The following is a 25,535-nucleotide window of genomic DNA, read 5'->3' on the forward strand; positions in this document are numbered from 1 at the left end:
CGTATGATTGCCGCCAGGCTCCGGGCCTGGCGGCCCGGAGCGATCGGCGAAGTCCTATTCGACGGACTTCACGGTATCCGTCGGCGGCTTCTGGTTGCCCCAGAAGGCAGGGTTGTCGACGTTCGCCTTGGTGATCGCGGCGCCGGGGATCTTGATGTTCGGGCCCCAGGTCTCCGAGGTCACCACCGATTTCAGGCCGAGCACGTCATAGTCGCCGGGCTTGATCTCCTGTTTGTTGGCGACCTTGTCCATGAACATGGCGACCGCGGCGGCCTGCGCATAAAGCGGCTGCTCGACCTCGACGTTCAGCCAGCCCTTGCGGATCAGGTCGAGGCCGACGGGCGCGCCGTTCGAGCTCATCAGCATCACGTCGCCCGGCTTCTTGCCGGCGGCCTCCAGCGACGCGACGGCCGCGACCGAAAGATGGGCGGCGTGGCTGAAGATCAGGTCGATGTCGGGATTGGCCAGCATCTGGTCGGCGACGATCGTGCCGGCGTTGCTCGCCTCCCACTGCATGGCAGGCAGCGAGATGATCTTGACGTCCGGGAACGCCTTCATCTTCTCCTCGAAACCCTTCTGGATGTCGAGCGTGTACGGGTCGCCGGGGTCGCCGAGCACCTGCAGGATCTTGCCCTTCACCGACCCGTTCTTGGCCTTCAGCAGAGCTTCGGCCTGGTCGGCCGCGATGTGGCCGATCTCGACCGTGCCGGCGACCGACGTGAAATCGGAAGGTGTGGCGGTGATCTGGCGGTCGAATTCGACCACGGGGATGCCGGCCGCGCGTGCCGCCTCGACCGACGGCTTCAAGGCGTTGAAGTCGACCGCGGCGAGGATGATCGCCTTCGGTTTCAGCGCAATCACGTCATTCATCTGCGATTGCTGAGCGTCGGTCTTGTTGTCCGCGTTCAGCGTCTTCATCTCGTAGCCGACCTGCTTCAGGAACAGCTCCAGCGCGCTCACCGATCCGGTCTGGAATTCGTCGAGCAATGTCGGCACCAGGTAATAGACGGTACCCTTGGATTGGGCGAATGCCGGCGTGAGCGTGGCAACGACCAGAGCCAGGATACCGAAGACAGAAAGTAGCAGTCGCTTCATGTCGTTCGCTCCTCTTCTCGCCGGACCCCTCATTGTTTCTCAGCCGCCGGTCCGGCACCGGCGAGCGTCTCCCCGGTGATCATGTTGATCACCGCATCAGGACTTGTCTTGTTGCGCGCAACATCGCCCGCCACGACGCCATGGCGGATCACCACGATCCGGTCGGCGACCTGGAAGGCTTGCTGCATGATGTGGGTGATGATGACAACGCCGATGCCCTGGCTCGCCACCTGGCGTATCATGTCGAGCCCGCGACGGGTCTGTTCGACGCCGAGCGCGGCGAAGGGCTCGTCGAGCAACACCAGCTTGCCGCCCCAATGGACGAAGCGGTTGAGCTCGATCGCCTGCCGCTGGCCGCCGGAGAGATGCTCGACCTTGGTGCGCAGCGAAGGAATGCGCGTGCCGGCATTGGCGAGCGCTTTTGCGACCACCGCCTCCATGGCTCTTTCGTCGAGAACGGGAACGCCCAGAACCTTGCGGGTGATCTCGCGGCCCATGAAGAAGTTCGCCACCACGTCGACGTTGGTGCAAAGCGAGAGGTCCTGATAGACGGTCTCGATGCCGGCGGCCTTGGCTTCGGCCGGAGATTTGGCGAGGAATTCCTTGCCTTCGAACAGCATGCGACCCGAGGTCGGCTCAAGCCCGCCGGCGATGATCTTGACCAGCGTCGACTTGCCGGCGCCATTGTCGCCGAGCAGCGCCACGACCTCGCCGCGTCCGATCGAGAAGCTGATGCCGCGCAGCGCCTGGATGGCGCCGTAGTTCTTGGTGACATTGTCGAGGACCAGCAATGGTTCGCTCATGCCGCGATCTCTCCGCCGTTCAGAAGGCCGCCGTCGCGCTGCCGCTTGGCGGTGAAGATCTGGCCGAAGCGCGGTGAAAGCACACCCGAAACCGCAAGCGCCGCCGCCCCGCGCAGCACCGCATGCTGGCCGCCTCGCGCCACCAGGAGGCGCGGTGTCGCGCGATCCTTCCGGGCCGAGACCGAGTTGAGGAGCGGCTCCGCCGATGCCGCCAATCGTTCGAGCAGGGCAGGCGAGGCCAGTCCGCCGAGAACGATCGTTTCAGGATCGAAGAGGTTCTCGATGATTGTGATCGCGTTGCGGAAGACAGGCGCGACCTCGGCCACCCAGTCGGCATCGTCGCCGCTCCAGCGGCTTCGCGCGTCCAGCGAAATGTAGCGTTCCAGGCAGCCTCGATTGCCGCAGGGGCATGGCTCACCGCCCGGAACGACCGGGATATGGCCTATTTCGCCGGCATTGCCCCAGGCGCCGCGCAGCACGCTGCCGTCATGCAGCATGGCGCCGCCGAGTCCGACGCCGAAATAGAGATAGTAATATTCGGAGTGCTTTGCGCCGGCGCCATAGAGGCGTTCGCCCATGGCGGCAGCCGCCATGTCGTTCTCAAAGAAAGCCGGTAGGCCTGTGGCGGCCGTCAGCCGCTCGCGCAAGGGGACGTCCTGCCAGCCGGCCATGGTGGTCGGGCCGATGAAGCTCATGGGTTCGACGCCGAACGGCCCCGGAAGCGCCATGCCGATGCCGATGACGCGGCCGGCCGAGCGGCGCCCGGTCATTTCGGCGACCATGGCGCTGATTGCATCGAAAGCGTCGTCGGGAGCGGCGTTGGGCGCCTCTCGATGCGTGCTCTCGATCACGTCGCCGCTGAGGTTGATCAGCGCCGCGTCGATGCCAAGCGGGGTGAGGTGGATGCCGACGGCATAGCCGCCTTCAGGATTGATGCGCAATGTCGTCGGCGGCAGGCCGCGCCCCTTCGGTTCTTCGCGAACCGACAGGATGTAACCCTGCTCCTCAAGCTCCCGCACGATGGTCGACACGGTCTGGACGGTGAGGCCGACGCTCTCGGCGATCTCGCCACGGGCGATGGGGCCGAAGCGACGGATGGACTCGAGCACGATGCGCCGGTTGTACGGCCGCCCGAACTCCTGATTGGTCCCCCGCAATGCCATGCCTTGCGCTCCCACCTGAAGGTAAGATTTGCAGAGAAGATTTATTCAGTCAAATGGAATTCAAAAATATTTTTGGATGCGCTGCAGGTACGGCCCGAGTACCGTTTCGCGGCGGGCGGGTCCGGAGTAATTCAAAGCCGAGAGTGGCAAGCTAATAGCGGATCACCCGCCGCTCGATCAGCACGACGATGCAGAACAGCGCGATCGACAGCGACGACGAAAGAACGATCGCCGCATAGAGGCGGTCGGACTGATAGTTGAAGGTCGCCTGGATGATCAGCGCGCCGAGCCCTTTGTCCGAACCGATCCATTCGCCGACGATGGCGCCGATGACGGCGGTGGCCGAGGCAATCCTGAGCGAGGAGAACAGCATTGGCAGCGCGCGCGGCAGGCGCAGGCTCCAGAAAATCTCCGAGCGCGTCGCCGACAGCACCCGGAACAGCTCGTGCTCGTTGTCGCTGGCCGAATCGAGGCCGCGGATCATGTTCACCAGCGTCGGGAAGAAGCAGATCACCGCGGCAATCACGATCTTCGGCGTCATGCCGAGGCCGAAGATCAGGATGATGATCGGCGAAAGCGCCAGGATGGGAATGGTGTTGAAGAACAGCACGATCGGGAAATAGGCGGCCTGCAGGATGCGGCTGTGCACGAAGAGCACGGCCAGCAGCACGGCGGCCAGGTTGCCGATGATAAAGCCCGCCAGCGCCTCGATCAGCGTCGGCCTGAGATTATTGATGAGCAGGGCAAAGTTCTTCTGGAAGACGCCGAAAATCGCCGTCGGCGTCGGAACGATATAGGCCGGCACGCCAAGCAGCGGCAGAAGGTATTGCCAGGCAAGCAGGATCGAAGCCGCGCCCAGAACCGGCAGCGCGATCGTCATTTGCGGAGAGAGCGGTGCCTGTCTCACGATGCGCGCTCCAGCGCCGTCCGCAGATCGGCCATGGCGGTGACGATCGCCGGATCCTCGCGCTTGCAGCGATTGCCTTCCTGCTTGAAGGGCCGCATATCGAGGTCCTTGACCACGCGTCCCGGGTTGGCGGCCAGCACGATGACGCGCTCGCCGAGATAGGCGGCTTCGGCGATCGAATGGGTGACGAAGAGAATCGTCGTGCCCGTGCGCCGCCAGAGCGCCAGGAGCTCATCGTTCAACCGGTCGCGCGTGATCTCGTCCAGCGCGCCGAAGGGTTCGTCCATCAGAAGCAGTTTTGGTTCGCCGAGCAGGGCGCGCGCGATCGCCACCCGCTGGCGCTGGCCTCCGGAGAGCTGATGCGGCAAGCGCTCGCCGAGGCCACCGAGGCCCATGAGTTCCAGCAGTTCGGTGCTGCGGTCCTCGATCTTGCGCGTCAGGCTGCGCTGGCCGACGCCAAGTGGCAGGCGCACATTGTCGCGCACCGTGCGCCAGGGAAGCAGGGTCGAATCCTGGAAGACGAAGCCGACATCGCGGCGCGAACGCACCGCGTGCGGCGTCTCGCCCAGCACGCTGATTGAGCCGCCAAGCGGGTCGAGCAGGTCGGCCACCACCCTGAGCAAGGTCGACTTGCCGCAGCCGGACGGTCCCAGGATCGACAGGAAGGAGCCGGCCGCGACGATGAGGTCGAGGCCGGCGAGCACTTTGACGGCCGCATGCCGGCCGCCATAGCCAACATTCAACTGCTGAGCTTCGATCGCGTTCGCCATTAGATCAGCATGACGTTTGGTTGAATCGTCATGCTGATCTAACTCTCTGTTGGAGCATGATCTTTTCTGAAAACCGGTTCCCACTTTTCAGGATCATGCTCTAGGCCGCCGGCGCATCGAGCTTGGGCCGGTCGGCGGCCGAAAGCTCCAGGATCTTGGTGGTGTAGACATCCTTGGCGGCCGGGCGCCCGTTCGGATACTGGCCGACCTTGTCGAGCAGCGCCAATTGCTCCTCGATCGAGGCGGGATCGAACGTGCCCCAGCCATCCTTGGCGGTCGCGCCGTCGAAGGAGAGTTTCAGCACCAGGTTCACGGTCTTTTCCTCCCAGCCGAGATCCATTTCGGGGTAGGCGGCGACCATCTTCTTGACCGCTTCCTGGGGGTTGGCATGCACCCAACCCCAGCCTTTGCCGACGGCGCCGATGAACTTCGCCAGCGTCTCCGAGTCCTTTTCGATCGCTGCGTCGGTGGCGAAATAGACGTCGGCGTAGGAGCTAAGCCCAAGGTCTCGCACCAGAAGGTCGATGCGGTCGTCGCCGACGACACTCAAGGCCTGGGTGTTGGTGATCCAGCCGCCAATGGCGTCGACCTCGCCGCGCACCAGCGGCCCCTTGTCGAAGCCGACATTGACGATGGTGACCTCGGACGGATCGATGCCGTTCTTGGCCAGAATCTCGTCGATCTCGAAGCGTGCCGTCGGCTGGATGCCGATCTTCTTGCCCTTGAGGTCGGCGACGCCGCTGATCGGTTTGCTCGGCTTGGACGTCAGCGCATAGGGGCCGGTGCGGAAGCCGCAGGCGATCATCTTGATCGGCACGCCGCTGGCGCGCGCCGAATAAAGCTGTGGCGTCTCCGAGAACTGGCCGAGCTGCGCCGAGCCGGAAATCACCGGTGGCACGGTCGAGGCGTTCGGGCCGCCGGGGCTGAACTCGACATCGAGCCCTGCATCCTTGAAATAGCCGTTGGCGACAGCCGCGATATCGCCGATCTGGCCGTTGGACATCAGCCAGTCATATTGGATGACGACCTTGCCGGCGGCCTTTGCGCCCGGCGTCAGCACCAGCTGCATGCCGGCAGACACAGCGGCCACGGCTGCCATGCCGCCTTTCACGAAAGCGCGCCGATTCAATTCGAAGTCCCTGTTCCCACTCATTTTTCGCTCCTGTTGCAGACTTTCTCGTCTCTTCTTCAGGCGCCGCTCCTTTCGGCGCAGCGTCGTCTACGGCTGTTCGTCGTGGTAGTCGCCAGGGCCGCCGTCGAGCCAGGCGTAAAGCTCCCAAAGTGTGTCGTCCGGGTCGGTGAAATAGGCGCAGCGCGCATTCCAGACGTAATCCTCGGGCGGGCCGTAGAAGGGCACGCCCTTGGCGTTCAGTTCGCCATGCAGCCGGTCGATGTCGGCCGGCGTGTCGAGCTGCACGGCGACGCAAACCTTGTGCGCGTGGCGCGGCGACTTCAAGTTGGAGACGCCGGTGTGCCGGTTGATGTGGTCGAGCTCCCAGGCGGCGAGCGTCACGCCCTGACCATGGAAGTCGGCAAAGCCTTCGGCGCGGCGACGCAGGCGGAAACCGAGCTTGTCGACATAGAAGTCGACCGTCCTCTCGATGTTTTCGACCAGCAGGCAGACGTCGGAGATGCGGGTGATGCTTGCCGGCATGGCTATTTCGCCCCGCCGGTTTTCGAAAGTGGCAGCTTGACGCCGACGCGGTTGGCGGCGCCGACGATATGCGCCCGCATTGCCGCTTCCGCCGCTTCCGGATCGCCCGCCACCAGCGCGTCATAGATGCGCACATGCTCGCCGACATTGACCTCGACGAGATCGTGCAGCGGGTTGGTCAGGCGGGCGTACTGGATCGACTGGCGGATCTGCTCGCAGACGAAGGAAATGAAGGTGTGGATGTAGCTGTTGCCGGTGGCGCGCGCGATCTCGCGGTGAAAGAGCAGGTCGGCGTCGATACTGCCTTCCTCCCAGCGCTCCTCGCCGCCCATGCGGTCGAGCGCCGCCTTGATCGAATCGAGATGTTCTTTCCCACGCCGCGTCGCGGCGAGCGCCGCCGCCTCGGCCTCGAGGATGCAGCGCAGCTCGAACAGTCGCTCCATATTCCGCGTGTCCTTGAGCGCCTCGCGGTCGATGCGGATCGCGGCCCGCTGTTCCGGTGCCAGCACGAAGGCGCCGATGCCTTGTCGCGCCTCGATCATGCCATCGGCCCTCAGCTGGGCGATCGCTTCGCGCACCACATTGCGGCTGACGCCGAATTTTTCGGAAAGTTCCTGCTCGGTCGGCAGGCGGGCGCCGGTATTCAGCTCACCGGATTCGATCTCGCGGCTGAGGAAGGCGGCGACCCGGTGAGGCAGTGTCTCGACGGTGCCGATGGCAGCCAGTCTTTGCTTCATGGAAAAGTCTCCGTCGAGGGTAGCAGGCAGCCGGGATTCATCAGCCCCTTGGGATCGAGCGCCATTTTCAGCGCCGTGACCATGCGGCGATGCGTCGGCGAGAGCCCGGCCCAGAATTCCTTTCGGCGGCTGCGGCCGATACCGTGCTCGGCGCTGATCGAGCCGCCGAGGTTGACGGCGATGTCATAGAGTCCAGCCGTGACTTCCGCGCCTCTCGCTCGAACTCCGCTCGCGCCCAGATCCAGCGGCGGCAGCACGTTGAAATGGATGTTGCCGTCGCCGGCATGGCCATAGGCGAGGGGAATCCAGCCGGGATGCTCATTCGCGACGAAGCGGCGGGCTTGCTCGATCAGCGCAGGGATATCGGAAATCTTCACCGACAGATCGGTGCGTACATGATAGCCGCGCTTGGCCTGGCCTTCGACCAGTCCCTCGCGGATGGCCCAGAAACTCCTTGCCTGCGCGCTGCTCGTGGCGAGAACCGCGTCGGTCACCAGGCCATTTTCAATGGCATCGGCAAGGAAGCCGGCCAACAGGCCGTTGAGATCGATGCTCGGCCCGGAGGACAATTCGATCAGCACCTGGACGGGCGCCGATACCGGCGCCGTCATTCCAGGGTCGATCAGCCGGGCAAGCTCAATGCATTCCGAGCCGATGATCTCAAAGGCGGAGATCAGGTCTGAACAATCACGGCGCGCCCGGTTGAAGAGCGCGACGGCCGCCTCGAACGAAGTCAAGCCGAAATAGGCGGTCTCTGCCCGGGCGGGCTTCGGAAACAGCTTGACCTCGACACCGGTGATGATGCCGAGCGTGCCTTCCGAGCCGATGAAAAGCTGCTTCAGGTCATAGCCGCTGTTGTTCTTGCGCAGGCCGGAGAAGCCGTTCCACAGCTCGCCATCCGCAAGCACGACTTCCAACCCGAGGATCAGGTCGCGCGCCATGCCATAGCGCAGCACGTTGACGCCGCCGGCATTGCTCGCCGCATTGCCGCCGATCTGGCAACTGCCTTGCGCGCCGAGCGCCAAAGGGAATAGGCATTCCTGCGCCTCGCAAGCGTCCCTGATCGTTTGCAGCACGCAGCCGGCATCGGCTCGCAATGTGAAGTTCTCGGCATCGATTTGCCGGATGGAGTTCAGCCGTTCCAGGCTGACGACGACCAGCCCGCCTTTGCTGTCGATCGCGCCCGAGACCAGTCCGGTGTTGCCGCCCTGCGGAATGACGCCGAGCCTCAGCTCGCTGCACAGCCGCATCAGCGCCTGGACCTCGCCAACCGAGCCGGGCCGCAGCACGGCAAGAGCATCGCCTCGGTAGTCGCCCGCCCAGTCGCCCAGATATTTCGCCATTCCAGCCGGCTCGACGGCGATGCCGTTTTGTCCGACGGCACCTTCCATGGCGTTGAGGATTTCCAGTGAGAGGCGATGAACGGTCATGAAGGTTCATGTCTAGATATCGGGTGATACATATCATCCTACAACTTATGCCGAGTCAATAGCTTCCGTCGTTTGTGGCACATCACCGACCCCTTGGATTGGGACGCAGCGAGTTGACCTTGCCGCCGACCAAGCAGGCCAGCATAGGCCCTGCCTATGCGCTGCCCTGGCCGATTGCCGGCCCTCAAAATCATCGCAATGGTGGCGGCAAGGGGAGGCGGAGGCTCGTCCCCGACCAGATCGATCCGGTGAGGAGAAAAGATGATTGAACTGCCTTTTGCCCGCGAAGAGTACCAGCAGCGGCTCGGAAAAATCCGCGCCGAGATGGCCAAGCGCGGTATCGAACTCCTGATCGTCAACGACGTCGCCAACCAGCATTACATCACTGGCTATGACGGCTGGTCGTTCTACACGCCTCAGGTGGTGCTCGTCCCGATCGAGGAGGTCGAGCCGGTCTGGATCGGCCGCGCCATGGATGCGGCCGGCGGCTTGCTGACGGCCTGGATGAAGCCGGAAAATGTGGTCGGCTTCCCCGAGGACCATGTTCAGCGCGCCGATCGGCATCCCATGGACTGGATCGCGGCCTGGATCGTCGCGAAGGGCTGGGGCAACCGCCATATCGGCATCGAGCTCGAGGCTTACTACTTCTCGCCGAAGGCACATGCACGGCTCGTCGCCGGGTTGCCCAATGCAAGATGGCACGACGCCGATCTCGTTGTGAACTGGATCCGCGCGGTCAAATCGGCTCCCGAAATCGCCTATCTCCGCAAAGCGTCGACGCTGGCGCAAGCGGCAGTCGCACGGGCGTTCGAAGTCATCGCGCCGGGTGTGCGTGAATGCGATGCGATCGCCGCCATCCAGGCGGCGCAGATCGCCGGCAGCCCGGACTTTGCCGGTGACATCACGGCGCTGCCGCCGACGATCCTCGGCGGCGAAAATGCTTCCGCGCCGCACATCATGTGGAGCGACAGGCGGTTCGGGAAGGACGAAACGATCGCGCTGGAATTGGCCGGCGTCTGCCGCCGCTATGCCGCCGGGCTCGCCAGGACCCTGCAGCTCGGCAAGACGCCGACCCGTGTCGCGGGCACGGCAAAGGCGGTGATCGAAGGCATGGATGCCGTGCTCGATACTGTCCGACCCGGCACATCAGCCGAAGCGGTCGAAGCCGCCTGGCGCCGGGTCATCGCGCGCCACGGCCTGAAAAAGGAATCGCGCATCGGCTATTCCATCGGCGTTGCCTATCCGCCCGATTGGGGTGAGCACACGATCAGCCTGAGGCCCGGCGACAAGACGGTGCTTCAACCCGGCAATGTCCTTCATTCCATTCTGGGCATGTGGATGGATGGCTGGGGCATCGAGATCAGCGAGACCATTCTGGTGACCGACGCCGGCAACGAGACGCTGACGAAGTTCCCGCGGGATATCCATGTCAAATCCTGACCGGTCTTCTTCGGCAAGCGATACCGCGCCCGACATCGATGCCGGAATTCTCGATCGGATGATCGAGATCAGGCGCCATCTGCATCGCCACCCGGAGCTTTCAAACCGCGAGGCGGGCACGCAGCGTTATTTGCGGGAAATGCTCGCCAGGGAGGGCATCGCCGACATTCGCGACGTTGCCGGATACGGGCTTGCCGTCGATATTGTCGGCACCGGCAGGCCGTCGAACCGCAAGCTCGCCATTCGCGCCGACATCGACGCCTTGCCGATCGAAGAGGAATCCGGCGTCAATTATGCGTCGGAAAATCCGGGCGTGATGCATGCCTGCGGCCATGACGCGCATGCCGCGATGGGTTTTGCGGTGGCCGCGCATCTGCATCGCTCGCGCGACAGTTTCGGCGGAACCGTCCGCCTCATCTTTCAGCCGGCCGAAGAGGACGAACCGTCGGGCGGCAGGCGGGTGGTGGAGGAGGGGCTTCTCGACGACGTCGATGCCGCGATCTGCGTCCATGTCGATCCGTATACGCCGTCCGGCAGGGTCGCCGTCGGTTCCGGTCCCTACACGTTGGCTTGCGACACGTTCGATGTGCTGGTCACCGGCTCGGCGGCGCATGCGGCAAAACCCTATGAAGGCGTCGATGCGCTGGCCGTGGCCTGCTCCATGGTGGGCGAACTGCAGAAGATCGTTTCGCGCGAGACCGATCCCTACGACCCGCTGGTCATTTCGGTGACAGCCATCAACGGCGGCAATGCCTATAACGTCACCGCCGGCAGGATCGCGTTCAAAGGCACCATCCGCAGCGGCAGCGACACGACCCGGGAGCGCGCCTGGCGCCGGCTTCGCGAGGTGCTGGAGGGAATAGCGGCAAGCCACGGCGCGAGCGTGCAGGTCGACATCCACCGCGGCGAACCTGGCGTTGTCAACGATGCCGAGATGGCGGCGCTGATCATTGCCGGCGCCAAGGCCGGCATCGGCTCGGACAATGCCCTAAACATGCCTGGATGGAGCATTGCCGACGACTTCGGCTATTACAGCGAGAAACGCCCCTCAGTCTATTTCAGGCTCGGCATTCGCAATGAAGAGGTCGGGTCGGTCTATCCGCTGCACCACGCCAGGTTTCGCGTCGACGAGGCTGCTTTGAAAAACGGCGCGCTCACTTTGATTTCGGCGGCAACGATCTTCCTGGCGGGGCAGGAGAACCCCGGCGCATCGTGAGGTCGCAAACGCCGGTCTCGGATCGGCAACTGGTTAAAGGTACTGCGCGACCTTCTTGCCAACGGTCAGGAAGCGAAGCGGGTCGACCGCCTGGCCATCGTGGCGCACTTCGTAGTGAAGGTGCGGACCGGTCGACCGGCCGCTGCTGCCGGTCTTGCCGATGACGTCACCGGCGGCAAGCTTCTGGCCGACGCTCACATCGATCTCGCTCAAATGCCCATAGCGTGTGGCAAAGCCGTTGCCATGGTCGACCTCGACCATGCGGCCGTAGCCGCCGGCCCAGCCGGCCCTGGTGACGATTCCGGCGGCCGTGACCTTGGCCGGCATGCCGATCGGCGCCCTGAAATCCATGCCTGTGTGCAGGGCGGCGCTGCCCAGGATCGGATCGGTGCGCACACCGAACGGGCTGGTCACCGTACGGCCAGGGGCGGGGTTGGCGAGCGGCAGCTTGCGCGCCTCCTTCTTGACCCCGTCAAGCGCGTCAAGCGCTTCGTCCAACTCCTTGACCTTGCTGTCGAAAACCATCGAGGGATCAAGCGGAACCAGCGGGCCGCCGACATCGCTCTTGTTGAGTTCGCTGTCGACCGGAAGGCCGGCCGCTTCCAAAGCCTGAGCGATGGCATCGGCATTCTTGTAGGCGCTGTCGGCAAGCGTGGCGATGCGCGAGAGCTGCTGGTTCTCAATGGCCTTCAGCGACGCGTTGATCGAGACGAACAGCTTGTCGGCGCGATCGGCGGCCGTTTCGCCGTCGAGCGGATCGGACCTCGTGGACCAGAGTGAGAAGGGCCTTGTGTCACCGGCACTCAGGCTGGCGACGGAATAGGTCGGCGCTTGCGAAAGGCTGCCGGTGATATCGGCATGCTCGTCAGGCTTCGGCATCGCCGCGTTTGTCGCGGGCGCGTCGCCGACCTCGTTCTCGGCGCGCTCGAGGATCGGGCCGAGCCGTCCGTGGCGCTCGCTGAGCTGGGTCTGCCTCGCCAGCAATTCGCTGACCTTGGTTTCCATCAGTTGCTGGTCGAGAAGCTGGCGGCTGGTGATGCGGTCGACTTGAGCACGAAGGGCAGAGATGCGGTCCTCGTAAGCCTGCTGCATCCGCGCCTGGCGTGCGGTGGTGGCGCCGATCAGGTCATCGCGCAGCACCAGATAGGAAGTGGCGAGCAGGTAGCCGATAGCAATCGCCGCCAGGGCCGAGCCGATGAAGGCGGCGAGCCAGGGGCGGATCGTGAAGTGTCTGATCTCGTTGCCTCGGGCGATGATGACCGTGTGCGGTTCCTTGCGCCTGCCGAAGACTGCGGACTGACCGGTTGCGTTCACGGGACCAAGCTTTCGTTTACGACACCACGACAGCTTGATTACACATTGTTAGGGTTAACAAAGGCTTGCCGTGTCGACTGCGCGGCGCCGAATGCACGCAGCACGGGCAAGAGGGTTGCGCGAAAATCTCCAGGACGCGGACGCCATGCCGCGAAATCGTTGGCGATGAACACCAATGTTCTGCCAGGAGCAGCCTGTAGCTCACAGAGCAAGGCTCGGGTTTCTTAACTGTCTTCGATTGCGTTTGGTTGACGCTTTTCGAGTAAAGGCGTGTTGGTGTTTGGGATTCACCGTGGCGGTAGGAATGCTGGACGATCTGGTTGGCAAGATCCTCGACAAGATTTCGGGCACCAGTCTGCTGGCGACCGGGCTTTTGCTGCTGACTGCCTTTGTCAGCGCGCTCGTGGCCTATTGGCGCACGGTCGAGGAGAAGAGCTGGAAGGAGTTTTTCGAGTTCGTCATCCCGCATGAGGTCATCACCCATCCCTCCGCGAAGGCCGACCTGCTGTTCTGGGTCACGAAGAAGGCCCTGATGCCTTTCCTGATGCTGCCCGCCGGAATCGCCTTCGTCACGGCGGTGGGGTACGGGACCAACTGGCTGTTTTCGACACTGTTCCACTTCCAGCCGCCTCTGATCGAGGGGCCGGCAGGGCCGGTGACGGTTCTGATCTTCACCGTCAGCATGCTCCTCGCCTACGACATTTCCTATTATCTCTATCACGTCGCCCAGCATCGCTATCCGCTGCTTTGGGAACTGCACAAGGTGCATCACTCGGCCGAGGTGATGGTCGGGATCACCAAGGACCGGGTCCATCCGCTCGACGAGTTGATGAACCGAGCTTGGGACGGCATCATCGTGGGGCTCTGCTTCGGCATCTGGTCGCTGATTTCGCTGAACCTTGTCGAACTGACCGTTTTTGGCGTCAACGTCTATGTCATGCGTAACATCCTGATGATGGATTTCGTCAGGCACACGCATTTCAAGATCTCGTTCGGCCCGCTCAACAATTTGATCCTGTGTCCTCACTGGCATCAGTTGCATCACAGCGTCGATCCGCGCCACTACGACAAGAACTTCGGGCTGCTCTTCTCGTTCTGGGACCGGCTCTTCGGAACATTGTGTGTGCCGAGGCCCGACGAGGACTTCAAGTTCGGCCTGGTCGACCGCGATGTGCGCGACTATCAGTCGCTCGCAGGCCTTTACGTCATGCCGCTGAAGCGGATGTGGGGGCATATCGCCAGGCGCATCCGGCCCGGAAAGCCACGGTCACGCACCTCGCGATCCTCGGAAGGGACACGGCCATGAACGCTCCCGTTGTGCTCGCAATCCCGCGGACACGCACCTTCGAAGTCGTGACATCGGCGGTGCGCCTGGCCGAGATCGCACCGGCCTGGAGCGCGCTCTGGCAGCGGGCTGGCGGGCTTGTCTTCCAGCACCCGGACTGGATCGCGGCCTGGTGGCGCACCTCCCCGCAGCAGGAGCGGCGCGCGCTCAGGATTGGGCTTGCCTGGAACGGCGACCGGCTCGATGGCGTGATAGCGCTCGCGACCTTCAGGCGTTCCGGCATCCGCGTACTCGAATGGGCGGCGAAGGATCACAGTGACTATGGCGACGCGCTGGTTGCACCTGACAGCGACCCGCGGGCGATCTCCCGCCTCTGGCAGTATGTTTTTGACCAGGGTGGCTTCGACCTGATCTATCTCAACCGTCTGCTACCGGATGCGGGTGTTCATGCCCTGCTGGAACCGGCTCATGGCAAGGCGCTTCGGCCCAACCACCGCACTGAAATCAGCTATCGTGTCACTGGCTCCTGGCAGCGTGGAGCGGAATGGTTCGAGACGTTGTCCAAGAAGGGCCGGCAGAACTATCGTCGTGGCCGCAAGTTCATGGAAGAAAGCGGTGCATTGCGTTTCCGGCTGCTGGATGCGGAGGACCCGCGCGAGCCGGTGCTCGAGCGGGTCGCGACGTTGAAGCGCCTCTGGCTCGCTCGCCATGGTCGTGCCTCGGATCTGTTCGATAAGGGCTCGCCGGTTCTCGCCGCGCTTACTTCGGTGCTGGCCGACCTCGGGCTGTTGCGCATCTTCGTGCTGGAGCTTGACGACACGATCGTCGCCGTCTCGATCAATTTCGAGCAGCACGGCACGATGATGGCTTTCGTCACCACCTATGATCCCGAATACGAGCGCGCCTCGCCGGGTATGGTACTGATGATCGACTATATCCAATGGTCGTTCGACCGTGGCCTTGCCACAATTGATTTTCTCTGCGGCGGCGAGGATTTCAAGCGGCGCTTCGCCACGCAATCAGTCACGCTGTCGTCCATGATGGGCGCGCGCGACTTGCGTGGCCATCTTGCGGCGCTGGCCGATCAAGTGAGCCATGTCTCGAAATCCTGGAGGACGCGACGGCAGCCGAAGGCCGAGGCACCTGACGAGTAACGACCATAATTGTCGATTGCTTTGGTGGGCTTTGGCGACGCTCAGAGCGCGCGAACGGCTTCCAGCACGGCCTCGGCATGGCCCTTGACGCGGACCTTGCGCCAAATCCTGGCGATCCGTCCGTCGCGTCCGATCAGGAAGGTGGCGCGCTCGACACCCATATATTTGCGCCCGTACAGCGTCTTCTCGACCCACAAATGATAGGCCTCAACCACCTTGCGCTCCTCGTCGGCGACGAGATCGACGGTGAGATCGTACTTCGCCTTGAATTTGTCGTGTTTCTTCACGCTATCGGGCGAGAGCCCGATCACCACGGCGCCGGCCTTCTCGAATTCCGGTTTCAACTGCGAGAAGCCGATCGCCTCGTTGGTGCAGCTTGTGGTGTCGTCCTGCGGATAGAAGTAAAGTACAACCGGCTTGCCCGGGAACGCGGCAAGGCTGAGCGAGCCACCGCCGTCACGCGGAAGATCGAATTGGGGTGCTGCGTCGCCCACCTCGAGATCAGCCATATCGATGCCCTTGTTTGCGGTTACGCGCGGGAAATCATCGATATAACGTGAAGCGGGGATTCGTCCACGACGAGTTCGTCACAACGGAATATTGCTTGGATCAGGAAGAACCGCAGCACGAGAAGATCAGGTTCAGGCGTGACGAGATCACCGACCTGGCAAAGCTGCCGTCCGCGTGCGGCGTGCCGCCGCTCGGCCGGGCAGCGGTGCGCCGCCGCTTCCGCTTCCTCGGTCGCGTGTTTGCCGGGCTTTGCGCGCTGGTACTTCTGGCGGCGGCGGGTGTCTATGTCCTCGGCGCCTCGGGCATCGGCACGGAACGGCTCCGGGCCGAGGCAGAGACAGCCATCGAGAAGCTGGCCGGCGTCGATGTCAACGTCACTGTCGGCGCGGCGCGGCTGACGCTCGACGGATCGAGCTTCGTCGCTCTGCAGGTGAGCGATGTCAGCCTCAAGACGGCCGACGGCAAGCCGATGGCCGATATCGGGCATGTGCGTTTCGGCATGCGCCTGCTGCCGCTGCTTTCGGGTGATGTCCGGCTGACCAGCGCCAGATTTTCCGACGCCCACATCATGGTCGCCGCGATGCCCTCCGGCGGCGGCGACTGGACGGTGGGGCTGCGCAACGAGGACGGCCTTGTCGACCCGGAGAAAGTGTCGGCGACGGTGTTTTCGAGCGTCAACGACGCGCTGGACGCCGTGCGTGAGGACTCGATGCGCCAGATCGATTTGCGCAATGTCGAGTTCGAACTGCCGGACACCGGGCTGGTCAAGCGTGTGACCGTCACCTCGGCAACCGTCGCGCAGACCGGCACAGGACGCTTGCAGTTCTCCTACGATGCCGATGTCGACGGCCGGCACGCGACTTTAACCGCCTCGGCGACCCGCGACGCGACGGCAAGGCGGATCGCGTCACTGGACGCCAACCTCGAGATCGCCGGCGCCGGCAGCTCCGGCGAGGGCAATTCGACCGAGGCTGCCCCGGCGGCCGAGGGTGCCAAACTGGGCTCGATCGCATTGAAGCTTTCGGCTTCGGAAGCGTCCGGCGACAATCCATCACGCCTGGCGGTCTCGCTGTCGCTCGCCGGTTCAGTGCTCGACCTGAACGAACGCGGCCTGTTGCCGGCTGATGTCGATGCCGATGCCTCGCTGGTGGCAGGCTCGAACAAGATCTCGGTCGACCGGTTGCTGATCAAGAGCGGCCGTTCCAGCTTCGATTTTGCCGGATCGATCGGCCCGAGGCCGACAGCCGCGGGGGAGGAGCCCGCCTACCGCTACGATCTCACCAGCGACGGCTCGACGCTGGCGCCTTCGGAATCACCGGAACCGGCGCTTGCGTTCCTGGCCCGTATCGCCGGCGTCTACCAGCCGAAGAGCCGCAAGCTCGTCGCCGAGCAGATCGGCGTCCGCTCCGGCGGATCGGGCGAAGTGCTGGGCGCGGCCACGGTCGCCTTTATCGACAACGGCCCTCCGGGCGTATCGCTGTCGCTCAACGTTCACGACATGCCGGTCTCGCATGTGAAGCAATTGTGGCCATGGTTCTCGGCCCGCAATGCGCGGCTTTGGGTGCTGGGCAATCTGTTCGGCGGCACGGTGACCGACGCCAACCTGCAGTTCCAGGTCGTGCCGGGGCGCCTGGGCAACGGCGTGCCGCTTACCGGCGACGAAGTGTTCGGCCGTTTCCAGATCGAGGGATCGCGCTTCGATACCGCCGGGCGCATCCCGCCGGTCCGCGACGCCGTCGGCGTCGTTGCGTTCCACGGCAACGATGTCGACATCGCGCTTTCCTCGGGCAGCGTCTATATGCCGAGCGGCCGCACCGTGGCGGCAAGCGGCGGTACGCTGACGATCAAGAACGCGAACCGACCGATTGTGATCGGCGGGCTCGACATCGACGTCGCGGGTGAAGCGCCGGCGATCGCCGAGCTTGCCTCCTACGAGCCGATCAATGCCATGCGCCATGTCGGACTGGCACCCGAAGACCTGTCTGGCACCGTCAGTGGCCACGTCAGGGCGGACATTCCGCTGACAAGGGGCATGGACACCTCGACGCTCGATTGGCTGGTTTCGCTCGATTATCAGGACCTGTCGCTGGCGAAGCCTTTCGAGGACCAGACGGTCACCGACGCCACTGGCTCGATCACCGTCGGGCCGAAGCAGGCGGTGATTTCCGCCGACGCCAAGCTCAACGGCATTCCGGCCGAGCTCGATCTGGTCGAACCGCTCGCCGACGACGGGCCCGCGCGCAGCCGCAAGGTTGCGCTGGTTCTCGACGACAAGACACGTAATGCCAGCATGCCCGGCCTGTCGGACCTGCTTTCGGGAACCATCAAGGTGGCGATCGACAAGAGCGGCGAGGGCGCCCAGCAGGTCTCGGCGGACCTGACCAATGCCAGGCTCGACATTCCTTGGGCGGGCTGGAGCAAGGGCGCCGGCATTCCCGCCAAGGTCACCTTCGACATGGCGAAGTCCGGCGGCACCACCACATTGACGAATTTTGATCTCGGCGGAAAAAGCTTTTCGATCGACGGCAGCGTGACGCTGGTCAACGGCGCATTGTCCGCGGCCCGCTTCAGCAAAGTTGCGTTGAACCGAGGCGACGACGTTGCCGTTTCGGTCAAGCGCGCCGGCAAGAGCTATGCTGTCGACGTCAGCGGCGCGTCGCTCGATGCCCGCTCGCTGATCAAGCAGTTCACCTCGGATGTCGACACCGCCACCAAGGGCGCCGGCAGCGACGCGATCTCGGTGAGCGCGGATGTGGCATCGCTGACCGGTTTCCATGACGAGGTGCTCTCCAATCTCAAGCTCGAATACAGCGCCGCCGGATCGCGCGTGAACGGGCTCAACGTCACCGCCGCGGCAAACTCGGGCGCCGCGATTGCGATCAACAACACCACCAGCGAAGGCGGCCGCGTGCTCAGCGTGAAGTCGGCCGATGCAGGGGCGATCCTGCGTTTCCTCAACGTCTACGAGCATATGGAAGGCGGTGCGATCACGCTGTCGCTTTCCGGCGCCGCCGACGGGCCGATGAAGGGACAGGTGGATGCCAGCAATTTCTATGTGGTGAACGAGCCCAGGCTGGCATCGATCGTCTCGACAACGCCGGCCGGCGACACACGCAGCCTGAACGAGGCTGTCAAAGGCAAGATCGATACGTCCAAGGTGAAGTTCGAGCGCGGCTTCGCCGAGATCGACAAGGGCTCCGGCTACCTGAAGCTGGCGAACGGGCTGCTGCGTGGCCCGCGCATCGGCACGACCTTCCAGGGCACGCTTTACGATCCGAACAACAACATGGACATGACCGGCACCTTCATGCCGGTCTACGGGCTGAACCGCATCTTCGGCGAATTGCCGCTGTTCGGTCCGCTGCTCGGCAACGGCCGCGACCGCGGCCTGATCGGCGTCACCTACCGGTTGCGAGGCAACGCCAACAAGCCGACGCTCAACATCAATCCGTTGTCCGTCGTGGCGCCTGGAATATTCCGCTCGATCTTCGAGTACAGGTAACCGCGATCTTTCCCGAGAAGCGGCTTCCGGTTTTCGGGAAAGATTGCGGCCGATCAGCTCGGCCGCACCAGCACATGCTTCTTCTTGCCAAGCGAGAGCTTCACGACGCCTTCCGGGCCGAGGTCCTGGAGCGTGACAATGCGCCGGTCGTCGGTCAGGGGCTGGTCGTTGATGCGCACGGCGCCGCCCTGGATATGCCGGCGTGCTTCACCGTTCGAGCCAGCCAGCCCGGCGCTCACGAACAGCGCCAGGATGCCGATGCCGGCCTCGAGGTCGGACCTGGCTACGTCGACGCTGGGCAGCGTGTCGGCGAGCGCGCCTTCCTCGAAGGTCTTGCGCGCCGTCTCGCTTGCCGTCCCGGCCACTTCGCGGCCGTGCAGCATGGCGGTGATCTCGGTGGCGAGGATCTTCTTCGCCTCATTGATCTCCGAGCCGCCGAGCTTTGCGAGCCGCGCGACTTCGTCCAAGGGCAGGGTCGTGTACAGCTTCAGGAAACGGCCGACATCGGCGTCCTCGGTGTTGCGCCAATATTGCCAGAACTCGTAAGGCGACAGCATGTCGCCATCGAGCCACACCGCGCCCGAGGCGGATTTGCCCATCTTGGCGCCCGACGAGGTGGTGAGCAGCGGCGTGGTCATGGCGAAGAGCTGCACGCCCTCCATGCGATGGCCGAGGTCGATGCCGTTGACGATGTTGCCCCACTGGTCCGAGCCGCCCATCTGCAGCCGGCAGCCGACGCGCTTGTAGAGCTCGACGAAGTCGTAGGCCTGCAGGATCATGTAGTTGAATTCGAGGAAGGACAGCGACTGCTCGCGGTCGAGCCTGAGCTTCACGGAATCGAAGGCGAGCATGCGGTTGACGGAGAAATGCCGGCCGACATCGCGCAGGAAATTGACGTAGTTGATCCCCATCAGCCAGTCGGCGTTGTTGACCATGACCGCGTCGCCCGGGCCGCTGCCGAACTTCAGGTAGGGCGCGAAATTGCGGCGAATGCCGACGAGATTGTCCTCGATGTCCTGCGGGGTCAGCAGCTTGCGCGCCTCGTCCTTGAAGGAAGGGTCGCCGATCATCGAGGTGCCGCCACCCATCAGCGCGATCGGCCGGTGGCCGGTCTGCTGCAGCCAGTGCAGCATCATGATCTGGATCAGCGATCCGGCATGCAGGCTCTTGGCGGTGGCGTCGAAACCGATATAGGCGCTTACCGTTTCCGTGGCGAAAAGCTGGTCGAGGGCGGATTCATCCGAAATCTGATGGATGAAGCCGCGCTCGCTCATGATGCGCAGGAAATCGGATTTGAAGGCGGACATTTTTTCTTCCTGGAGATCGCCGGCCCTCGAGCCAAGCGTGACGTGAAGGCGCGCGTTTAGCATCAGCGGGCGATCAGCAAAAGTGGTTTCCGGTTTTGCGTTCGATCGCCCGCCACTCAAATTACGCGATCAGCAAAAGTGGAATCCGGTTTTGCGTCCGATCGCGCTTCTCTGGCAAACCGGCGATCAGCAAAAGTGGTTTCCGGTTTTGCGCCCGATAGCGCGAGATACCGCGCGTCCTTGCTTCACCCTTTTTGCTGGCGTAATGAAGCGCCGCGCAAAGACAGGCGCGCCGCGACGGGGCCATCCCGCAGTTTCAGATCGGACAAGCTCCCGCGATGAACAGGAACTACCTCTTCCTCTTTCTGTTCAGCATCGTCATGACCGTGAGCGGGCTGGCCAGCCTGCCGCCGGTGGACCGCGATGAATCCCGTTTCGTCCAGGCGACCAAGCAGATGGTTGAGACAGGCGACTATGTCGATATCCGCCTGCAGGACGTCACGCGCTACAAGAAGCCGATCGGCATCTACTGGCTGCAGTCGGCGGCCGTGGCGCTGAGCGGCGAGGGGGCCGGGGCGCCGATCTGGGTCTATCGTCTGGTCTCCATGCTGGGCATTGCCCTCGCCGTCGTCGGCGTCGGCTGGACAGGCACGAAACTCTTCGGCGCCAATGCCGGGCTGGCCGCCGGCCTGATGATGGCGGCGATCTTCGCCACCGCCTTCGAGGGGCGCGACGCCAAGACCGACGCCATCCTTCTGGGGTGCTGCGTGGCGGCGCAAGGCGCGCTGGCGCAGGTCTATATGGCGGCAAAACGCAACGAACCGGTTCCCGGGCGTCTGCCCTGGATCTTCTGGATCGCGCAAGGGTTGGGCATCCTCATCAAGGGGCCCGTTGCACCGCTGCTGTCGCTGCTGACGGCCGGAACACTCTTTGCCTTCGACCGCGACTGGCGCTGGCTGCTCAAGATGAGGCTGGTGCGCGGCGTCGGCGTCGTGCTCGCGATCGTGCTGCCGTGGCTCTTCCTCATCACCTGGAAGAGCGGCGGCGCCTTTTTCCAGGAAGCGGTCGGCAAGGATATGCTGAACAAGGTGGCGCAAGGCGAGGAATCGCACGGCCTGCCGCCCGGCTTCTACATGCTGACCTATTCGCTGTTCATGTGGCCATTCGGGCTGATCGCGGTCGGCGCCGGATTGCAGGCCATCAACCGTTTTTGGGACGATCCGCGCCTGCGCTTCTGCCTCGCCTGGTACATCCCGTTCTGGCTGGTTTTCGAAGCGATCCCGACCAAGCTGCCGCACTATGTCATGCCGGCCTATCCGGGCATGGCGCTGCTGATCGGCTGGCTGCTGACCTTGCCGGCTGACCAGGCCAACGCGCCGCTCAGACGATGGCAGACATGGCTGTGGTGGGCGACCGCCTTCGGCCTTGGCGTGGTGGCGATCGGCCTTGCCGTGGTCTGCGTCGGCGCGCCGCTTTATCTCAACAAGACCTTCTCCTGGTGGAGCATACCGGCGGCGATTGCCGCTTTGGTCACCTTCTACCTTGCCTTCCCGCGGCAATTGCAGGTCCCGCTGGGGCGTATCGCCGCGATCGCGGTCGGCGCGGGCATCACCTTCAGCCTGCTGTTCGGCGTCATTGCGCCGTCCCTGAAACCGATCTGGCTCAGCCCCGCGGTCAAGACCGCCGTCGACGCCAACCGCCTTTGTGACACCACGGTGCTTGCCTCGGCGAAATTCCAGGAGCCGAGCCTCGTCTTCCTGGTCGGGACCAAAACCGTGCTCACCGACGTCGATGGCGTGGCGCGGCATCTGCTGGCCGATCCGTCCTGCGCGCTTGGCCTCGCGCCGATCAAGGACGAGCAGAAGCTTACCGGCGTGTTGGCTACCCAGGGCAAGTCGGCGAAGCGACTGACCGAGATCGACGGCATCAACTATTCGTCAGGAGACAAGCTTTCGCTCGGCCTGTACCGGGTGGCGCCGTGATGAATAGCGTCGGGCATCGAATGCCCCTATAGACTTTGCGCTGAAGCCATGACCGCCGCGCCCCTTGCCCTTTACCGCCGCTCCCTCGGCAATTTCCGCGACACGATGACGATCGTGAGGCGACGCTTTGCCGTGCGGCCGGCGCGCTATCCGCGAATTTTATGGAGCGTCTGGCTGCTGGCCTGGATGCTGCTCACGGTAGCGGCCTTCCTGCGCCTCGACGCCGGCGCGGGCGAGATGCGCGGCGAATGGTCGCCCGGCTTCGTGCGCTTCACCGATTTCTTCACGCAATTCGGCCTGGGCGGCTGGTATCTCATTCCGGCGGCGCTCTGCCTCGTCGCCGCCAATCTGACAGATTGGCGCGGCCTGTCCCGGCAAGGCCGGATGATCGTCTACAACTGGACGTGCTTCGCCTTCCTGGTGCTCTGCGCGGTCGGCCTGTCCGGCCTGGCAGTCAACCTGCTGAAATACGGCATCGGCCGGGCCCGGCCGCTCTATTTCGACAGTTTCGGCGTCTTGTCACTCCATCCTTTCGCCATGGATGCGCGCTTTGCCGGTTTTCCATCCGGCCATGCCACGACGATGGGCGCGGTGTTCGGAATCCTGCTGCTGCTGCTCCCGCGGCGCTGGACCATCGCGCTGGTGGTCACGGCCTGCATCGCTTCTACACGCGTCTTCGTCGGCGCGCATTATCCGAGCGACACGGTTGCAGGCTTCGGCCTTGGGCTGGCGTTCGCGGTTGTCTCGGGCCTGGTGTTCGCCCGGCTCGGTTTCATCTTCGGCCAAGCAGCGTCGAAACTGCCGGTGCGCAAGCGGACATTCCGGCTAAAACCGTCCAACGCGCCAAGAGGCAGAATTCCGATGGGCGGCGAAATCGGCGCAGACCGATCCCAGACCCCATTGAAGAGCCCGGATTGAGCAGCCTTTGCGCTTAGAGCGGTTCAGTGTTTCACGGAATCGCCGAACCGCTCCAAGCCATTGTTTTTGCGCAATTGCGGACGGAAGGCTACGGCGCCGAGCCCAAACGCTACGCGCTTTTCCTGGGATTGCTCTAGCGCAGGCGCTTCGGCCTCGGATCGGCGAGCTCGCCGGCCAGCCGGCGGTCGAGATAGTCGGCGCATTCCCGGATGAGCAGCTCGGAATCGTTGGCGAAGAAATGGTTGGCGCCGGGGATCGTCTTCTGGGTGATGGTGATGCCCTTCTGCGTGTGCAGCTTGTCGACCAATCCTTGCACGTCCTTGGGCGGCGCCACCTTGTCGGCATCGCCATGGATGATCAAGCCGGACGACGGGCAGGGCGCCAGGAAGGAGAAGTCATAGGTGTTGGGCTGTGGCGCGACCGAGATGAAGCCCTCGATCTCCGGCCGGCGCATCAGGAGCTGCATGCCGATCCACGAGCCGAACGAATAGCCGGCGACCCAGCAGCTCTTGGAATCCGGGTGCAGCGACTGCACCCAGTCGAGCGCCGCGGCCGCGTCCGACAATTCGCCTGTGCCGTGGTCGAACTCTCCCTGGCTGCGGCCGATGCCGCGGAAATTGAATCGAAGCGTGGTGAAATCCCGCTTCTGGAACATGTAGAAGAGGTCGTAGACGATCTTGTTGTTCATCGTGCCGCCGAATTGCGGATGCGGGTGCAGCACGATGGCGATCGGCGCGCTCTTTTCCTTCGAGGGCTGATAACGTCCCTCCAGGCGACCAGCCGGACCGGCGAAAATGACCTCAGGCATAAAATACTCCACGTGGCATACGAAGGCGCAAGCCGGAACTTCCTTGGCCTCTGCGGCCTTGACGCCGGGCAAGCGTCTTCCTAGAAGCTAGTTTAGAATTGTTCAAAACTGGGTGGCCGAAACCCGATGGTCCGGCCGCCTGCGCCGCAAGCCGGGTAAATAGGACGGCTTGCCTTGCAATTTCAAGGAAATAACGCGCTATCCTCGCGGGATAGTTGGCGAAAGGACGAACTGAGCGAAAATGGCCGCAACCCGCGCCTATCTCGACTACAACGCCAGCGCGCCGCTCATTGCGGAAGCGCGGGCGGCGATGGTCGCTGCGCTCGATGCCGCCAACCCGTCATCGGTCCACACGGAAGGGCGCGCCTCGCGCCGGTTGGTCGAGGATGCACGCCGCGACGTGGCGCGGCTGGTCAATGCCAGGCCTGAGCATGTCGTCTTCACCTCCGGTGCCACCGAAGCCGCCTCGACGCTGCTCGGGCCCGACTGGCAGATGGGGCGCGGCGCCATCCGTATGAGCCACCTCTATGTCTCGGCGGCCGACCATCCCTGCATCCTGAATGGCGGGCGGTTTGCGGCGGCGCAGGTGACGAAGGTCGGCGTCGACCGGAACGGCATTGCCGATCTCGACGCGCTTTCCGCCGCGCTTGCCGCGCATGACAAGGCCGCTGGCCTGCAGCTGGTGGCGATCCACGCCGCCAACAACGAGACCGGCGTCGTCCAGCCGGTCGGGCGCATCGCCGCAATCGTCAAGGCCGCCGGCGGGGTGCTGGTCGTCGACGCCGTGCAGGCTGCCGGGCGGATTTCGCTCGACATGTCAGCTCCTTATGCCGATTATCTGATCCTGTCCTCGCACAAGATCGGCGGGCCGAAGGGTGTCGGCGCGATCATCGCCGCGTCCGACCTGATGATGCCGCGGCCGCTGATCAATGGCGGCGGCCAGGAGAAGGGCCACCGCGCCGGCACGGAAAACGTCGCCGGGATCGCCGGTTTCGGCGCCGCTGCGCGTGCCACGCTGACCGGTCTCGCCGAGATCGACGCCATGGCGCGCCGGCGTGACGAGATCGAGGCCATCGTCACCGAACTGGCGCCGGACGCGGAAATCTTCGGAAATGGCGCTCTAAGGCTTGCCAACACGACATTCTTCGCTATTCCCGGCATCAAGGCCGAAACGGCGCAGATCGCTTTCGATCTTGCCGGCGTCGCGCTGTCGGCGGGTTCGGCCTGCTCGTCGGGAAAAGTCGGGCCAAGCCATGTGCTCAAGGCGATGGGCCGTGGCGATAGCCTGGGTGCTTTGCGGGTTTCGATCGGCCGCGCGACCGGCGCCGAGGATATCGAGGCTTTCCGTGCGGCGCTGGCCGGCATCGTCGCCCGCCGCGGGGGCAAGGAAGAGGCCGCCTGACGGCGGCAAAGATGAATTCAGGCCTAGCGGCCTGGTAGAGCCGTGCGTTTTGTCCTGGCCGGGTGAATTTCCGGCGGACACGCACTATATGCAACTTACTCCGCCGCGAGCCGCTCCCGGTTCGGGTGGTGCCATAGT

General features: G+C 63.9%; 21 protein-coding genes. 8 read left to right on the top strand and 13 right to left on the bottom strand.

Translation table 11 applies throughout. The features are described 5' to 3' along the window. Positions 1-54: 54 nt before the first annotated feature. The 9 genes from RFM98_RS02555 to RFM98_RS02595 all read right to left on the bottom strand — a co-directional run bounded on the left by RFM98_RS02555 (position 55) and on the right by RFM98_RS02595 (position 8,559). Positions 55-1,095, bottom strand: coding sequence for a sugar ABC transporter substrate-binding protein (locus RFM98_RS02555; protein WP_320307356.1), 1,041 nt, complete (start codon positions 1,093-1,095; stop codon positions 55-57). A gap of 29 nt (positions 1,096-1,124) precedes the next feature. Beyond that, positions 1,125-1,898 carry an ATP-binding cassette domain-containing protein gene (locus tag RFM98_RS02560; RefSeq protein WP_320307357.1) on the bottom strand — a complete coding sequence of 258 codons (774 nt, stop codon included), beginning with the start codon at positions 1,896-1,898 and terminating at the stop codon, positions 1,125-1,127. After that, positions 1,895-3,061, bottom strand: coding sequence for an ROK family transcriptional regulator (locus tag RFM98_RS02565; RefSeq protein ID WP_320307358.1), 1,167 nt, complete (start codon positions 3,059-3,061; stop codon positions 1,895-1,897). Before RFM98_RS02565 ends, RFM98_RS02560 begins: the two co-directional genes overlap by 4 nt. Positions 3,062-3,212: 151 nt before the next feature. After that, positions 3,213-3,968: an ABC transporter permease gene (locus RFM98_RS02570; protein ID WP_320307359.1), complete on the bottom strand. Its 756-nt coding sequence runs from the start codon at positions 3,966-3,968 to the stop codon at positions 3,213-3,215. Next, positions 3,965-4,738, bottom strand: a complete 774-nt coding sequence (locus tag RFM98_RS02575; RefSeq protein ID WP_320307360.1) for an ABC transporter ATP-binding protein — start codon at positions 4,736-4,738, stop codon at positions 3,965-3,967. The genes RFM98_RS02570 and RFM98_RS02575 overlap by 4 nt, the downstream gene beginning before the upstream one ends. 100 nt (positions 4,739-4,838) lie before the next feature. Then, entirely contained in the window at positions 4,839-5,891 is a 1,053-nt protein-coding gene (locus RFM98_RS02580) for an ABC transporter substrate-binding protein (RefSeq protein WP_320307361.1), read from the bottom strand. A 66-nt stretch (positions 5,892-5,957) separates the two neighbouring features. Then, a complete protein-coding gene (locus RFM98_RS02585) occupies positions 5,958-6,392 on the bottom strand; it encodes a VOC family protein (RefSeq protein ID WP_320307362.1) in 435 nt (144 codons plus the stop codon). Positions 6,393-6,394: 2 nt separating this feature from the next. Then, positions 6,395-7,129: a FadR/GntR family transcriptional regulator gene (locus RFM98_RS02590; protein ID WP_320307363.1), complete on the bottom strand. Its 735-nt coding sequence runs from the start codon at positions 7,127-7,129 to the stop codon at positions 6,395-6,397. Continuing rightward, positions 7,126-8,559, bottom strand: a complete 1,434-nt coding sequence (locus RFM98_RS02595; protein WP_320307364.1) for an FAD-binding oxidoreductase — start codon at positions 8,557-8,559, stop codon at positions 7,126-7,128. Before RFM98_RS02595 ends, RFM98_RS02590 begins: the two co-directional genes overlap by 4 nt. Before the next feature lie 261 nt (positions 8,560-8,820). Between RFM98_RS02595 and RFM98_RS02600 the strand changes: the two genes are divergently transcribed. Further along, a complete protein-coding gene (locus tag RFM98_RS02600) occupies positions 8,821-9,999 on the top strand; it encodes a M24 family metallopeptidase (protein ID WP_320307365.1) in 1,179 nt (392 codons plus the stop codon). Continuing rightward, complete coding sequence (locus RFM98_RS02605; protein ID WP_320307366.1) at positions 9,986-11,215, top strand: M20 metallopeptidase family protein; 1,230 nt, start codon at positions 9,986-9,988, stop codon at positions 11,213-11,215. The genes RFM98_RS02600 and RFM98_RS02605 overlap by 14 nt, the downstream gene beginning before the upstream one ends. A 33-nt stretch (positions 11,216-11,248) precedes the next feature. Here RFM98_RS02605 and RFM98_RS02610 read toward each other — a convergent pair whose 3' ends face one another. After that, a complete protein-coding gene (locus RFM98_RS02610; protein WP_320307367.1) occupies positions 11,249-12,529 on the bottom strand; it encodes a M23 family metallopeptidase in 1,281 nt (426 codons plus the stop codon). Between the two features lie 304 nt (positions 12,530-12,833). Here RFM98_RS02610 and RFM98_RS02615 point away from each other — a divergent pair, with 304 nt between their 5' ends. Beyond that, complete coding sequence (locus RFM98_RS02615) at positions 12,834-13,835, top strand: sterol desaturase family protein (RefSeq protein ID WP_320307368.1); 1,002 nt, start codon at positions 12,834-12,836, stop codon at positions 13,833-13,835. Beyond that, the gene (locus RFM98_RS02620) at positions 13,832-14,968 is read left to right on the top strand and encodes a GNAT family N-acetyltransferase (protein ID WP_320307369.1); all 1,137 of its coding nucleotides are present in this window, start codon (positions 13,832-13,834) and stop codon (positions 14,966-14,968) included. Before RFM98_RS02615 ends, RFM98_RS02620 begins: the two co-directional genes overlap by 4 nt. A 41-nt stretch (positions 14,969-15,009) precedes the next feature. Here the strand turns inward: RFM98_RS02620 and RFM98_RS02625 are convergent, their stop codons facing one another. Then, the gene (locus RFM98_RS02625; protein WP_320307370.1) at positions 15,010-15,477 is read right to left on the bottom strand and encodes a peroxiredoxin; all 468 of its coding nucleotides are present in this window, start codon (positions 15,475-15,477) and stop codon (positions 15,010-15,012) included. A 95-nt stretch (positions 15,478-15,572) separates the two neighbouring features. On the opposite strand from RFM98_RS02625, the gene RFM98_RS02630 reads away from it, so the two are divergent. Next, a complete protein-coding gene (locus RFM98_RS02630) occupies positions 15,573-18,980 on the top strand; it encodes a YhdP family protein (RefSeq protein ID WP_320307371.1) in 3,408 nt (1,135 codons plus the stop codon). Between the two features lie 53 nt (positions 18,981-19,033). On the opposite strand, the gene tyrS is transcribed toward RFM98_RS02630, so the two are convergent. After that, a complete protein-coding gene (gene tyrS, locus RFM98_RS02635; protein WP_320307372.1) occupies positions 19,034-20,287 on the bottom strand; it encodes a tyrosine--tRNA ligase in 1,254 nt (417 codons plus the stop codon). 338 nt (positions 20,288-20,625) lie between these two features. Here tyrS and RFM98_RS02640 point away from each other — a divergent pair, with 338 nt between their 5' ends. Both RFM98_RS02640 and RFM98_RS02645 read left to right on the top strand, forming a co-directional pair. After that, positions 20,626-22,269 carry an ArnT family glycosyltransferase gene (locus RFM98_RS02640; protein WP_320307373.1) on the top strand — a complete coding sequence of 548 codons (1,644 nt, stop codon included), beginning with the start codon at positions 20,626-20,628 and terminating at the stop codon, positions 22,267-22,269. A 48-nt stretch (positions 22,270-22,317) separates the two neighbouring features. After that, the gene (locus tag RFM98_RS02645; RefSeq protein ID WP_320307374.1) at positions 22,318-23,187 is read left to right on the top strand and encodes a phosphatase PAP2 family protein; all 870 of its coding nucleotides are present in this window, start codon (positions 22,318-22,320) and stop codon (positions 23,185-23,187) included. 133 nt (positions 23,188-23,320) lie between these two features. Here RFM98_RS02645 and RFM98_RS02650 read toward each other — a convergent pair whose 3' ends face one another. Further along, positions 23,321-23,995 carry an alpha/beta hydrolase gene (locus RFM98_RS02650; protein WP_320307375.1) on the bottom strand — a complete coding sequence of 225 codons (675 nt, stop codon included), beginning with the start codon at positions 23,993-23,995 and terminating at the stop codon, positions 23,321-23,323. Between the two features lie 241 nt (positions 23,996-24,236). Between RFM98_RS02650 and RFM98_RS02655 the strand changes: the two genes are divergently transcribed. After that, positions 24,237-25,397 carry a cysteine desulfurase family protein gene (locus RFM98_RS02655; protein WP_320307376.1) on the top strand — a complete coding sequence of 387 codons (1,161 nt, stop codon included), beginning with the start codon at positions 24,237-24,239 and terminating at the stop codon, positions 25,395-25,397. Positions 25,398-25,535 lie beyond the last annotated feature (138 nt).

Source organism: Mesorhizobium australafricanum (assembly GCF_033977265.1).
Taxonomy (GTDB): domain Bacteria; phylum Pseudomonadota; class Alphaproteobacteria; order Rhizobiales; family Rhizobiaceae; genus Mesorhizobium; species Mesorhizobium australafricanum.